The following is a 14,130-nucleotide window of genomic DNA, read 5'->3' as shown; positions in this document are numbered from 1 at the left end:
CGCCCGCGCCAGGATGTCGGCCCGGTAGGTCTCCGAGAACCAGCCGCGTTCATCGCCGAAGCGCGTCGGCACCACCCGCCGCACCGCCGGAATCTCTGTCTCGATAACCTGCATGCCGGGAGCCTCTAAATGTCGCGGAATTGGTCCGTTCTAGGCAAGGCTCGGTCCCGAGCTGCCTCAACGAAGCGATGAGCCTGCATCTGCCTGATTTGAGCAGATTTGTCGAAAGCGGCGACGTTCCAGCGAACAGCCCGACGTTCGAGAGATATCAGTCTGCCGTCCCACGTCATTTTATCCAATATCTGCAATGAGTACGGCATCCAGAGCGACATTCTCGAGATTTGCAGTGACGTGGTCTTGGGCTGGGTCGCCGGGAACGGCCTCTACTGTGTCTCGTAGGTTGCCGAGACCAGGACACTGCTAGAGCCGGGCACGACGATGGGGAAAGTCCCGTCGTAGCGCTGGACGATGGCATTGCTGTTCGCGCCGGGAAGGATGCCCGCCAGGGCCGCTCCGCTTCCGCCATCCCGACCGGTCAAGGGAAAGTCGGCGTTGGCTGGGAGGGGTGTGGAGACGTTCAGGGATGCGGAGCAGGTACCTTTGGCGGCGATGTTGATCTGAGCCTGCCAGAAGACGGTCTTGCCGATCCTCTTGTAGCGTCCGGTTGCGGAATTTAGGCGGCCGATAGCGCCAGCGTTGCAGGTGACAATGGGCGTGTATGGTGTCCAGGGCGAATTATCGATGACGCTCGTGCCCGCGATCTTGTAGCCGGTGGCGCTGTCCACACTCTGCGCCGTTTCGTTGCCGGCCCCGTCCACCCTCCAAAGGACTGCGTCGTTGTTGGTGACCGCGAAGTCGGCCACGGACGCATGGCCGTTGAGCTTACCGTCGGTGCGGAAGCCGAAGCGCGGCTGAGCGGCGAAGTAGTCGAAGCCCGCGAGAAATGAGGTGTCTCCCGCACCCATGGAGAGGAAGCCGTAGGAAACGCTGCCGCGCTGCAGATAACAGGTGTTGGAGTTCTTCGTGATGCCGGCACAGTCGATCCCGGTACCACCTTCGTCGAACTGGTTCTTACCCCGAAGCGCCACACCCATTGCCGTGGCCGTCGCGGGCGCCTTCATGGTCGCCGTGTTGTTCGCGATGTTGACCGAGGCAACCACCGTGCCGACAGGGATACCCGTCCCGTAGATCAGGATGCCAGGGCGCCATGCCTCGATGCCGCCGGTGATGTTGCGCACCACATAGTCGCCGGCTGTGATGTCGCCGGTGACGCCGCCGATCCACGTCGGCGTGAAGGCAACGCCGGCGTTGAAGAGATCGATCTCCTCGCCCACGAATTTTCCGCTATCCGTGCCGCTCGAGAAGGTCAGGGGCACGGTGCCGTTGGCGGTCGCGGCCTTATTCAGGAAGATGCGCTTCCCGGCATAGTCGATGTTGCCAAAGGTGGCGTTGATCGGGATGCCGACGCCTTCCACGAGCTGACCGTTGGGGTACAGCCCATCCACGGATGCCATCGTCACAATGCTGGAGCCCGCCGTTGTGGTGCCCTGGACGATCAGGCCGTTCTGGAACGGCGTATTGAGCACGCCCCAAATCTTGTCCCTCGGGTTCAGGTAGGCGCGCGTGCCCCTGGGGGTCCCGGCCACGCCAGCCGCACCGCGCTTGTACCAGCCGGAGACGGTGATGGCAGTCACTGCGCCCTGCGCGTTCGTCTGCCAAGATGTAACCTGGCCATTGAACTGAGCGGGCGCATCATCGGTGCGCAACCACATGCCAATACCGATCTTCACGGTGTCCGAAAGGACGATGGGCGCGGACGGCGTGAAACCGGTCGCGGTAAAGGTGCCGGCGGCGTTGGCCATCAGCGGGGTGCTATCGACCTGGGCACAGAACGCATAGGCTCCGAACTCGTCGTAACCGGCCGACTGACCGGGGTGAGTGAAGCCCTGTACGCAGCCCGGCCGGTTGACGTTGGTGGAGAGTGTCAACACTCCACCGGTTTGCAGGCTGCCGTAAGTGAATGGGTTGAAGAGCGTCGTCGAGCCCCCCGGCAGGTAGAGGTTTGAGGTCGCGAGTGGCTTGACGTCATAATAGCCGGTGTACCCGCCATATTGTGAGCCGACCCCTTGCGCCCAGGACGGATAGGCGCCCGGGGCGTAGGGATTAGCTTGCGAGGGTCCAAGCGGACTTAGTGTCCTCGCCAGCGTGCCGACCGCCGCATCCGTCCTCGGGATGACACTCATGTTCGAAACGTCGCCGCTCGAGCCTTGCCCCATATTCTCGATGTTATCTGGCGCCGCCGTGTAGCGGTCGCCCTGCCAGCGACCCGGGATCAGACCGCCCGGCGGCAGCACGCGGTCAATGCTGTCGATCCGGCCCGGGCCGACGGTTTGATCTGCCTTGGCTGTCCCCGACAGGGTGAGGGCAGCAAGGGCAAATACGAGGAGCTTTCGCATCGGAGTGTCCATCGGGTAAAACCTTCGGGAAGGAAGGCGAGGCGCTCGTAGGGACTGGAGGCGATGCTGCTGGGCTGGCCGGTGATCGTGTCCAAATTCTCTGCAGCCGCAAAGATGGGCGCATCGGTCGAATCCTGTTCCCGTGAGGCGACGATCGAAAGCGGCGGTTCAGAGCAGACATCGCCCGCCGCCGGCGGGAAGACGGGGTTGGAGTCATCGATGGCGTGTGGTGGGCGGAGATACTCGTCGCCCTCTTCGGATCATTCACGTCTTCCGGACAGGCGGGTTTGACCTCCAGGACGTGTAGCAGGACTAGGGCCAAGACCGCATCGGCTATCATAAGCAACTTTCGACCGAGGCCCTCTCTATCGGTGAGATGGTGGCTGAGATGATCGATAGAGCTATCACCCCCTGTATATCCATCCTGATAACCGAATAACGTTTCTGCCGACACTCGGCTAAACTTTAGGCTATCGTCGCCAGATAGGCTTCCCAGCTGTCATGACTTGATCGCCGCGACGCGACTGCGTGGCCGACGGACGATATCGCCTCGACTGACCGGTTCCTTTGCGCCCGGATCGCCGCCTGTCCGTTCCTGTCCGCACTGTCAGCAATATTCAGGTTGCGACCAGTACCGTTGGAAGCACTTTGAATAGCCTTGAGGCATCGAAGCAATGAGAAGGATGACCGGAAATGTAAAATTCGGGTCGACAAGATGCCGGTCGAGTTAGGTGGAGATTTTGACCAGAGGCTCCTTTGCAAAGGCGATATCACATTGAAAGATTTGGCCGGTTGTCGCGCTTCCCCAGCCAGCAGCAATCCAAATAGGGTACATTCCATGTCGACGCATTTCGGTGACGAGGTCTTCAAAAGCCATTTCTCCCTTATAAACCGGAATAAGGGAGGCCTCTAAAAGCAGAAGATCGACGTCCCTCAACCGGTCTCCGAGGCCGGCAAGGACTTGAGGTTCAAAGCCCTGTACGTCGATCTTGAGCATGAGTGGTCCCGGTGAGCTTGGGAGCGGAAGCTCCGGCCAAACGGTATCGAGGCGTCGTACGTTTATGATTTCGTGCTTCACCGAAGCAATTGCACCGTGTTCTTCAATAGACCAAGGAAGCGCTGGCAACATTGAGCTGCTAACAAGATTGGCAGAAACGTTGATTAATGCTTCTCCGTCCTCAGAGCCAAGCGCTAAGTGGAGGCAATGCCAGTTTGCGTGAGCGGCTGAAGTTTCGGATAATTTGGCAAAGCTTTCAGTCGTAGGTTCGAACGAAATTAGTCCGCCCTGATAGCCCTTATCGATGAGTGAAGAACCAAATTGCCCGACGTTAGCGCCAATATCCAACACCCATCGGATGTTCATCGCTCTCATCAGGTAGATGATATCTGGCGCCGATGTCGTCATATCGAAGTCCTCTAAGACAGTTGATAAAATATTATCAACGCAATTTGGGTATTAAATGTAATTAACAGATCCAAATGATACATAATCTACAAAATCAATTAAAGAATTTAAACTATATTTATTTATAGATTACATTTAGTTCTGAATAGATTAAATCTTAGAAATATGCTTGTATATCGGTACCATAAACGACCACGTGAGTGTGCGGCCGCACGATCATTTAGCGATAGCCATAGCTTCCTCGCTCGAACGCGAAAGCGATGACGACGCTGATAGGCACATCTTCGGTAGCCAGTACGGTAGGTCCGTCGCATTGCTGCCCTGGTGCTGTCCGATGATCCGTTAAGGGTAGCGCTCAGACAACTCGGATATCCTTACAAAAGACATCCGCCGCCTGCCGGCGTCGCTTCAGGGCTATTGGTTTTCAGGGGTAGCTATCACCATCTGCTTCTTTGAGTTGAATTTCACCTCAGAAGTGACGAGGTCGCTCAAGCGCTCCCTCTAAAGCCCTATCCATCCTACTCCGCGGAAATACAATCTCCGAAAGCTCACATCGCACGGTGCCCTTTCGGGATAAATTGTACGAATGGCGTTACTGTGCGGCAGGGTAGAGAAAGCCGCTGTCGGCTTCATCGGTCTTCTGAATGGCCGCCACACAGGATGGTCTGCGGTGGCGGCCGGAGCGGCATCGCTATCTGAAAGGAGCGGTCATCTACCTATTGGCCTGAGCGATCGCCAAATCGGACCGCACCATCTCTTCCACGAGCTCCGAGAACGTCACGGTATGGGTCCAACCGAGCTTTTCTCGAGCCTTGGTCGGATCGCCGAGGAGCTGGTCGACTTCCGTAGGCCGGAAGTACACGGGATCGATCCTGACCAGAACTTGGCCGGTCTTTTTGTCGATACCCTGCTCCTCGACTCCCTCTCCCTCCCACACGATCGTCCGGTCGACGACAGCGAAAGAGCGCTCCACGAACTCCCGTACCGAGTGCATCTCGCCCGTCGCCAGCACGTAATCGTCCGGCACGTCCTGTTGGAGGATGCGCCACATGCCCTCGACGTAATCCCGAGCGTGCCCCCAATCGCGCATGGCGTCGAGGTTGCCGAGGAAGAGCGTCGGCTGGCGCCCTACCTCTATCGCCGCGACGGCGCGCGTGATCTTGCGGGTTACGAAGGTCTCGCCGCGTGTCGGACTCTCGTGATTGAAAAGGATGCCGTTCGAAGCGTGCATACCGTAGGCCTCGCGGTAGTTCACCGCGATCCAGTAGGCATAAAGCTTGGCGACGGCGTAAGGACTGCGCGGATAGAACGGGGTGGTCTCACGCTGGGGCACCTCCTGTACCTTTCCGTAGAGTTCGGAGGTCGAGGCTTGGTAGAAGCGTGTTTTCCGGCTCAAGCCGAGGATGCGGATCGCTTCCAGGATACGCAGGGTTCCCACGGCGTCGGAGTTGGCGGTGTATTCCGGGGTCTCGAAACTGACTTGGACGTGGCTTTGGGCGCCGAGGTTGTAGACTTCGTCCGGCACAGTCTCCTGCATGATCCGGATCAGGTTGGTGGCGTCGGTCAGCTCACCATAATGCATGTGAAAGTCGGTTGGGGCGAACCTGGGATCGTCGTAGAGATGATCCACCCGCCCGGTGTTGAAGGACGAGGACCGGCGCTTGATGCCATGGACGATGTAGCCTTTCTCGAGCAGCAGGGCTGCGAGATAGCCACCATCCTGTCCCGTCACGCCCGTAATCAGCGCCGTTTTCTGCGTCGTGGACATGCGTCGCTCCTAAAGAATTTCAAGAGATTGATGTGCGCCGAAGAACCGGGACGGGGTGCGGAGCCTGTCTCTGGCAGCTACCCGACGCGAGCCGTATTAGGCCTCGGGATGATTTTCGCGGAACCACCTATAGGCATCGGCGATTCCCTCACGCAGGCCGATCTGTGGTTGCCAATCGAGAGCTTCGAGGCGTGTGGTGTCGAGGCGCTTACGTGGCGTGCCGTCGGGCTTCGTCGTGTCGAAGACGAGTTGCCCATCCCACCCGAGCGCAGCTGCGATGGTCTCCGCCAAATCGCGGATGGTAAGTTCCTGGCCCGAGCCGACGTTGACATGCGCTTCGTCCGAATAAGTTTTCATCAGGTGAACGCACGCATCGGCGAGATCGTCCACGTGGAGAAACTCTCGGAATGGTGTTCCGGTCCCCCAAAGCGTGATTGACCTATGGTTGTCGCGCTTGGCTTCGTGCACCTTGCGAAGGAGGGCAGGCAGGACATGGCTGCCCTGGAGATCGTAGTTGTCGGCCGGCCCATAGAGGTTCGTCGGCATAGCAGAGATGAAGTCGGCACCGTGCTGCCGACGATAGGCTTGGCATAGCTTCAGCCCGGCGATCTTCGCTATGGCATACCACTCGTTGGTGGGTTCGAGCGGGCCGGTGAGGAGCACCTCCTCCACCATCGGCTGGGCGGCCATCTTCGGATAGATACAGGAGGAGCCGAGGAACAGAAGTTTCTCGACGCCCACCGCGTGGGCGCTCTGGATGAGGTTCGCTTCGATCATGAGATTGTCGTAGAGGAAATCGGCCGGGGCGGTATCATTGGCAACGATTCCGCCGACTTTTGCCGCGGCCAGAAAAAGGGCCTGCGGCCGTTCGGCCGCCATCCAGCGCTCGACTTCCGCCTGACGACGCAGATCCACGGTATCCCGACCGAGGGTCAAGATCGTACAGTCTTCGGAGGCGAGCCGACGCACAAGTGCCGAGCCTACCATGCCTCGATGGCCTGCAACGAGGACGCGTTTGCCCGAAAGATTAAAGGAGGGGTTCATAAATCAAAAAGATCCTTGGCGATCTCGAAATTTGGCTATGCGAGCTTAGTCGACGCACAATATCTTCGATTTAAGCTCGTCAATGCGATCGCGGTGGACAGCTAAGACATTGCCATAGTCGTAAGCGCGGTCTTGCGCTATATGAGATCTGATTTGCGATCTTTCGACAGTATAGATTTGATACCCCGATCGGATCAGCAACTGTAAGGTTTCGTAAGTCGACGGCACATCTGTGCCAGGAAAATCACCGATCTCGACGATTATCATCGGCTTGGCCGTCGCTAAAGTTTCCGTCATTCCCGAAATTGCGGAAAACTCTGCGCATTCGACATCCAGTTTGATGAGGCTTGGCTGGTTACCGATCTGCGCAACGAAGTGATCGATGCTCGTGGCTGAGACGGAATGAAGATTGATATCGGAAACTTTCACATCCGGCGGCAGGCGGGGCGCACTCACGCCATTATATGCACTGAGCGCCGATCCCAGATCGTGGAACTGAAGTTCTGTCGGCTCGCTCCAGACCGCTAATGGGTGAGTGAAGACATGCTTGAAGCCTGCATTGCGAACGTTGGTGTCGAGGTGGACCTTGGTTGTCGAAGTCGGCTCGAAAGCATCGACCCTGCCGTTCGGTCCGACGAGGTGACCGAGGGCCAGAGTGAAAAAGCCGATATGAGCGCCTGCGTCGATGACCGACATTCCAGGTTCCACCAGACACGTCATAATCCAAAGAATATCGGGCTCGAAAGCGCCAGTGAGATAGATTTGCTGAGCGACCGTCTCGCGTAAATCAATTTGCATCATCGATCCAAAGATGGACGGATGCCAGACCAGGCCCGGTTGAAAAGGATTGTTTTTGCAGGCTTCGATGACCGCAATTTTGTTGAATAGAGAAAAATTTGCTGCTCGATTGACCAAATCAGAAACTTCAATCGCTTCACGGGCAGACTTTTGTAAGCCAGAACGGCTGTCAGATCCCGCGCTCGAAAGGTCATTTATTTCAGATGTCTTTTGCTTCTCCAACAAGAAAGACTCATAATTAGTAACGGGAACCCATTTCTCCCAGGCGAAAGCTTCCGTCTCCCAAGGCCGCAGACGTGGATTTGCGCGGCGTAACCGGTCCGATACGAGCACCAGATCGACCTGAGACAATGTCCCTGCATAGTAGCATTGGTCGATGATATCCAAGAGATGAAAGCCGCGTCTCGCTATATACTCGAGACGATCGAGCAGCGTATCATACGTTGCTTCGATGATGATGAGATCGATATCACCCCAGATACCTTCTGCTCCCCGCAGAATGGGCATCTCAAAACCATCGACGTCAATCTTCAACAGATATGGCTTTGACTCGTTTCGGTCCTTGAAAAACGTGTCCAATCGAACAGTCGGAATATCGAAAATGCCAAGGTCGCCCTCCGCACGTGCTTGCTCGTCTGTCGTATCGTACTCGAGCTTGGAGTGAGAAATTTCGCCTCCTGTGATCGCGACCTTGCGCAATCGACCCTCACCATCGCTATCAGAGACCGCGACAGGGAACAGCTCCCAATCCAGACCCTTATAGTTCTCTTGAATTCTAGGAAAAAACTCTTGGGCCGGTTCGAAAAGTATGTGCCGGTTCTCCGGAAAGGCATGCTTCAATTCGGGTGTTTCAGCATGCGTCCCGACATCTACGATCGCCCCAAACGTGACACCGATATCCTTCAAAAACTGCAGTACATTAGACTTCGACGGAAATCGGTGCATTTGGGTGTCTCCAGAGCGAACTTCGCTCATTCATCGACCTGGAATGTCACGCCGTGGACCCGTAAATTTTGACCGCCAAATCAGCTGCCAAGACAGGGCACGACGTACGCTCGAGCAGGATGGCCCAGGCCATTCCACACACCTCTGTGGAGTCGTTGGCGCCTTACCGTGCAACCCAGAACGGGTCAAAGCGCAGCGCTACTACATTTTTGGCAAACGCGAAACGGAATAGGTGAACTGGCGCTCGCGGTCCGGATTTGATCCGCCCTGAGCATAATCCGCAACGCCATGTGCCAGGGCGGAACGAGTCACCTCCAGCAAAGCGTGGCCATAATGCTCATCGGGCTCCAGATAGGCGCCTTCTGCCCACTCATTCCAGGCGTTGATGAAGACCATCGGCTTGATCTTATCGCGTCGTGTCATTGCCTCCTCGACCAGGAAACGGAGCCATCGGCCGTACGCCTTCGGCGCATCGTTGACGAAGACGTGCCCACGATTCTTTCGCCGCGCGGTATTGTCCCACATCGGGAAGCATCCACGATAACGAACATAATCAGTCGGCAGTGCATTGATGCTTTGGGTCGCGACCCCAACATAGTCCTCTATATACCCGGCGAAGGTGGGATAGACACCGTCGATGGAGGCCGGATCCAACAGGAGGCGATTCGTATGAGGCGGAGAGAACTCGATCGCGGCGTCGCATCCATAGGGCCTAGGATCACTCAAGCCGAATGATTGCATCATCACCACATGGATCTGTGGGATGCCGTGCTTTGCTGCCGCCGCACGGAAGGCTTTTACGCTCGCAACGGGATCCGGAAATTCGGTGATCCGGTAGATCGGCAGGATAGGCGCATCATCCACCCGGATGTAGCGGGAATCCCTGAGCACAGGCAGAAAATCGACGATGAAGCGCTCCTCGAACCCGGCAGCGTACTCCTGGGAGATGAGAATTTCGGAATCGGACCCATCCCAGCGGCGGCTCCAGTTCTCATTCGCCCAACAAATGCAGAAAGGAAAATCAGGTCCTTTTTCGAGCCACAGATCGATCGGCCGTTCCAAGAGCCTGCGCCCCTCAAACCAGTATACGTAGAAGCAGAAGCCATTCAGTCCGTGATCTTTTGCCATCCGAGCCTGTGCGTGCATAGTTTCAACTGCGCGCAGGTCGTAGAACCCTAGGTCCGCCGGCATTCTTGGATGCCGATGGTTAAACATTTGCGGCTTCGCTTTAACTACATTAGTCCATTCGGTGAATCCTTTGCCCCACCATTCGTCATTTTCAGGAATTGGATGGAACTGCGGCAGATAGAAACCGATAAGATCGACCGGGTGGGGAGATTCGGACGAAATCGGGCGCGCGACGGGTCGATCGACTGGGCCATTCGTCGGCGCCGCCCGGAACGTGACGACCTGCTGATAGAAATCCGAGGCGATCTTGGCTGAACGGGACCATCTCAAGTTATCCAACGCAAAGCGCCTGGAAGCAGCACCCAAACGAGCAGCGAGGCCTTGCTCGTCAAGCATCCGCTCCATGGCGCCCATCAATTCTGTAAGTGATCCGTCATAGAGTTTGATGACGTCCTGTCCATCCTTCAAAGCGTTGCCGATGTTGCAAGCCGGCAGAATTACCGGTTTTCCGGAGACGAGATACTCAGGCAATTTGGACGGAAAGCGGTAATCGTTGAATGGATCGCTTCGTCCCGGCTGAACGAGTAGATCGGACATCGCCAGAAGCGTCGGGATTTCCGCACGGTCCACAAAACCGAGCTCGATGAAAGCGTTTCCTTGCCTCACTTCGGGAGGCAGATCCAGTCCGGCGTAGTCCCACCCCGTGCGGAGAAGCCGTACGCGGCGGCCACGAGCGCGCAAAGCTGCGACCGCGAGGTATAGGTTACGTACATCCCCGGCGATGGAATGGTGAACATTGCCGCTGAAGAAGACAATGATATCATCTTCGCTGATTTTGTACTGAGAACGCAATTTACGGACGTCAATCGGCAGATTTTCGAATTCGCTATCGAAGCCGGCCCAGAAGACCGTACCCGGAACATGCTTCGGTTTGAATTCCAGGAGGCGATCGATCAGTCCCGTAAATCCGGCCGCCTGCTCGGCGAACCTGCGGTAGTGGGTCGGATGGCTTCGATATTCGTTGACCAAGAGATCCTGATACAGGATCGGCAGATTCGCTAGCTGTTCAAAGTCGATATTTTGCAGCTCGTCCGTGAGTATTTGCTCTTCGTTGTCCTCCATATGTAGAATATACGCGCAGCCTTCCTTCTGGACCAAAGCTTCGGTCACTTTTCGTACGTGTTCGCGCGGCGTCCAACAATGGATGACCTCTGCCTTGCCGCCTTCGCTGAACGGGAGCTCATTTTCGAGCGCCTCATGATAGAGGATGATTGGAAAGCTCGGAGGACGATGACGCTTTACAGTTTCGATACCATCTGGAATTAGTACAATTACATCATGACCGATGTTTTGTAGTTCCTCTGCCATGCTGAAGACATGCATGGCACTGTTGCCGAGAAAATTGCAGTGTGAAATGAGCGCAATTCGCATGATTATCTTCTAAGCTAACGAAAAGTTGGTGCTGTCGCGAGTGAAATTGACGTTGTAATAAGGATCTCTCGTGGAGATTGTATCTCGGTGAACGTCCAGGAAGATCTGCCGGTCGATCTCGGAAGGTAGGTCCATTTGATCGTTTGGGTATTCAATTTCTATCTGACGGGCGGCGATCGATATGTTTCGCAGGCCACTCCGGGTCGCTCGATACGAGGCGTCACGTATAGCCCCTTCGCAAGAAACGAAGGACTTAGAAAGTCCGCCGATTGCCTTCAACCTATCGCGTGCCACCAGAGTGCAGGTCCCGCCGAGCGCAGAAACCTCGCGGTCGCAGAACAGAGTTCCCCATGTCCCATCCTGCCCGTCCTGAAATCCGACATAGGCGTCACGAGGGCCTTGCGTCGGAGTGGTGACGAGGCCCGCCGAGAGAATGGCGCCGGTGGGACGGAAGATGTGCGAGCCTACGAAAGCCACGTCGGTTTGAGAGGCGTGCATGATTCGATGCCGGAGCCAGTTTGGATCAACCAGATCAACACGCGAATCTAAATAGAGAATCCAGGACGCGGTGCCTGCGGCGCTGCACTCGGCGGGTGTGTGATTCCAATCTACAATACTGATGTGACGGGTCTTTGCTCCGGCCTTCTTCAGCTTGGACCGAATGTCCGCGATCGACGTCCTAAGTGGCCCCTGAACGATCGCATCGACGGAAACCGCTTCCCGATCCAATTGCGGATACAATCTCAGGCGATGTGGCACGCGTTCATCTGGAACTGCTCGCCCCGGAAAGGCGATGCGGTCGAAATGATCTTGCACAGCACGAGCCTGTTTAAACTCGATCTTACCCTTCGCATTCGAGTCGGAGGCTACGCTTCCCTCCGAACGGCGCCAATAATACAGGACTTTCGGCACATGGACGATCTTCTTCGTGCATTCGCTGACACGAAGCATGAACTCGAAATCCTGGCAGCCGTCGAATTCGGTTTTGAAGAGACCTGCCCGCCTCGCGACTTCCGTCTTTACAACCAACAGATGCCCTACATACATCACCCCTGCGAACAGAGCCGGTGACCAATCCGGTTTAAGGTTTGGTGATTCGATCGCGTTATTCGTCCCGATGAAGGCTTGGTCAGAATACGCTGCATCCGCATCATCCGAACCGATGGCCTTCAGCATCTCCTCAAAAGCGTCTGGCGTGATCGCGTCGTCATGGTCGATGAACACCAGGTAGTCGCCTTGTGCTTGGTCGACACCTGCGTTTGTTGCCCCTGAGATGCCACGGTTCTTGGGCAACTTTAGTGCTTGAATACGCCCGTCCTGCTCCTGATACTGCTTGAGAGCTTTCCATGTCGTCTTATCGGGCGAACCGTCATCGATAAGAATGAGTTCCCATTGATGATAGGTTTGGCCGACGATACTAGCGATACAGGCGTCAAGGTAAACCAGATTGGACTTGTAACAGGGAATGATGACGGAGAGCTTAGCCTGTTGTGCAGGAAGCACTTCCGCGCTCTTTATGGCACGGCCCGTGGCGGCATGCAGAGGACGCGGGATCGTCGTTGCGCCGCGCGTCAGGTTCTCTACGGCAAAATGGGAACGAAATTGCACGTAGTCGATCAGTGATCTTGTCCCCGATGCGCAGTTTCTGGAGGTGCCCTGCTGATAATATCCATCTATCAAAGGATGGTAGTGCGGCCGCTCGTTCGGAGGAGCGAGCAGGTAACTCCTCAATGGGTCGGATGACTCGTGGGGATAATGCCAAGAATAGTATTTTGCATCGAACGCCGGGCAGGGACTCAAGAGATGACGCGCCCCATATTCGACATAGTGAGCGAATGGCCTGTCATCCACGAGATCTGGATGCGCCGCTCGATAGAAAGCCGGATCGAAAAGGGGGTGGGGCGATCGTCTTTCACGATCGCCGAACTCTATGAAGTGGCGAAAAGGCTGGACTTTCTCGGCGCGGACATCGGGTGCGCCGTATAAATAGTAACCCAAATCGATCAGGTGGTGAGGCTGCCGCCCCTCTGCCATTCCATCAGACAGGAAATGCTGAAGTGGCTCGATATTGGCGCGAAGGATATCAGGGTAACGATTGAGATACCAATTGAGATCAAAGTAAGGACTTGGATTTCGCTGTTCTCGCCAACCATAAGTAAGATAATGTAACAGCGGATCGACTTTTGCTTGATCTACATCGGGATTTTGCGCCTTGTAGAATTTTGTATCGAAGTAAGGTGAAACTGAGGGCTGACTTCCGTTGCTAAGGCTTGTTTGCGTATTAGAAATATAATCGACGAGTGGATTGTCCTTCACGTGCTTCACGAACGCCATGAAGCGGTGCGTCTCAAATAGGGGATGGGGGTCATAGTTTTTGTAATTTCTATGATAGTGTTCAATTAATGATGTAGTTGACTCGGCGTCAAGATTGGCAGACTGCCGGTACCAAAGGGGGCTGAATAGTGGGCTAGGGCTGAGAAGCTTCCGGTCCCCTACCTCCATGAAATGCTCAAAAGCGGATGTAGCCGGGATGTTATCCCCGCAGTTTAGAGTGTAGTAGTGAACATCAAATATGCTATCAATGTATCTACGAACGACACTCTTTTGTCGTGACTTAAAAAAAAATTTCACTTGGCAGGTCCCAGGTAAAACAGACTTTTATTTAACCCCTGTCATTACCAGCCGATGATCGCAAGGTCAACCTATCTCCTCGTGAGAAGTCCTCTCTGGCAAAATTATTCAAGTCTAAAATCCGAATATCTTACCTTGATGTTCCTGATATGGTTCTATAATTTTCTTGATATTCGATTATTACTAAGAAAAAATGACCTGTCGCGTGAGATGACTGTTGAAATATTGCGAACTATAGATATGGTGATGAGATTTACTCATCCGGAGTTTGCATAGTATACTAACAATTTATATATATTTATATATTAAGATCGATTGTTCGGCATATCCCAGTTTTTCATCTAATATATAGAAAGTTTAACATAATTTATTATTTATAATCATATATTGTGTGTTTTTATTCTAGAATCGGGCTAAAAATTGATTTTATGAGCGGTGGTTGCGGACTGGCCTGCCCCCATTCGGCGGCCCAGGTTCGAAGTTAGTGCATCGTCGGTCGCATGACGATGGCGGGGTGAGCGAGC

General features: G+C 55.1%; 7 protein-coding genes and 1 pseudogene. All 8 read right to left on the bottom strand.

All coding sequences use genetic code 11. From position 1 onward, the window contains the following. Positions 1-114 (bottom strand): annotated as a pseudogene (locus tag AC0IWM_RS23350) (dTDP-4-dehydrorhamnose 3,5-epimerase); the annotation flags it as partial. 269 nt (positions 115-383) lie between these two features. Next, entirely contained in the window at positions 384-2,456 is a 2,073-nt protein-coding gene (locus AC0IWM_RS23345) for a hypothetical protein (RefSeq protein WP_471759016.1), read from the bottom strand. A 727-nt stretch (positions 2,457-3,183) separates the two neighbouring features. After that, positions 3,184-3,861, bottom strand: coding sequence for an FkbM family methyltransferase (locus AC0IWM_RS23340; RefSeq protein WP_471759014.1), 678 nt, complete (start codon positions 3,859-3,861; stop codon positions 3,184-3,186). A gap of 712 nt (positions 3,862-4,573) precedes the next feature. Next, entirely contained in the window at positions 4,574-5,629 is a 1,056-nt protein-coding gene (gmd, locus tag AC0IWM_RS23335) for a GDP-mannose 4,6-dehydratase (RefSeq protein ID WP_471759012.1), read from the bottom strand. A gap of 96 nt (positions 5,630-5,725) precedes the next feature. Further along, on the bottom strand, positions 5,726-6,673 hold the full coding sequence (gene fcl / locus AC0IWM_RS23330) for a GDP-L-fucose synthase (RefSeq protein ID WP_471759010.1): 948 nt from the start codon (positions 6,671-6,673) through the stop codon (positions 5,726-5,728). Between the two features lie 45 nt (positions 6,674-6,718). Next, the gene (locus tag AC0IWM_RS23325) at positions 6,719-8,446 is read right to left on the bottom strand and encodes an FkbM family methyltransferase (protein ID WP_471759008.1); all 1,728 of its coding nucleotides are present in this window, start codon (positions 8,444-8,446) and stop codon (positions 6,719-6,721) included. Positions 8,447-8,617: 171 nt separating this feature from the next. After that, positions 8,618-10,975, bottom strand: a complete 2,358-nt coding sequence (locus tag AC0IWM_RS23320; protein ID WP_471759006.1) for a glycoside hydrolase family 99-like domain-containing protein — start codon at positions 10,973-10,975, stop codon at positions 8,618-8,620. Positions 10,976-10,984: 9 nt separating this feature from the next. Then, on the bottom strand, positions 10,985-13,309 hold the full coding sequence (locus tag AC0IWM_RS23315) for a glycosyltransferase (RefSeq protein WP_471759004.1): 2,325 nt from the start codon (positions 13,307-13,309) through the stop codon (positions 10,985-10,987). Between the last annotated feature and the right edge of the window lie 821 nt (positions 13,310-14,130).

This window comes from Methylobacterium sp. AC433 (assembly GCF_979253015.1).
This window is presented reverse-complemented; position numbering and strand designations above follow the sequence as displayed.

Coding starts and splice junctions, on each gene's coding strand:
- AC0IWM_RS23345 (WP_471759016.1), bottom strand. CDS start 2,456: ATGCGAAAGCTCCTCGTATTTGCCCTTGCTGCCCTCACCCTGTCGGGG.
- AC0IWM_RS23340 (WP_471759014.1), bottom strand. CDS start 3,861: ATGACGACATCGGCGCCAGATATCATCTACCTGATGAGAGCGATGAAC.
- gmd (WP_471759012.1), bottom strand. CDS start 5,629: ATGTCCACGACGCAGAAAACGGCGCTGATTACGGGCGTGACGGGACAG.
- fcl (WP_471759010.1), bottom strand. CDS start 6,673: ATGAACCCCTCCTTTAATCTTTCGGGCAAACGCGTCCTCGTTGCAGGC.
- AC0IWM_RS23325 (WP_471759008.1), bottom strand. CDS start 8,446: ATGAGCGAAGTTCGCTCTGGAGACACCCAAATGCACCGATTTCCGTCG.
- AC0IWM_RS23320 (WP_471759006.1), bottom strand. CDS start 10,975: ATGCGAATTGCGCTCATTTCACACTGCAATTTTCTCGGCAACAGTGCC.
- AC0IWM_RS23315 (WP_471759004.1), bottom strand. CDS start 13,309: ATGGCGTTCGTGAAGCACGTGAAGGACAATCCACTCGTCGATTATATT.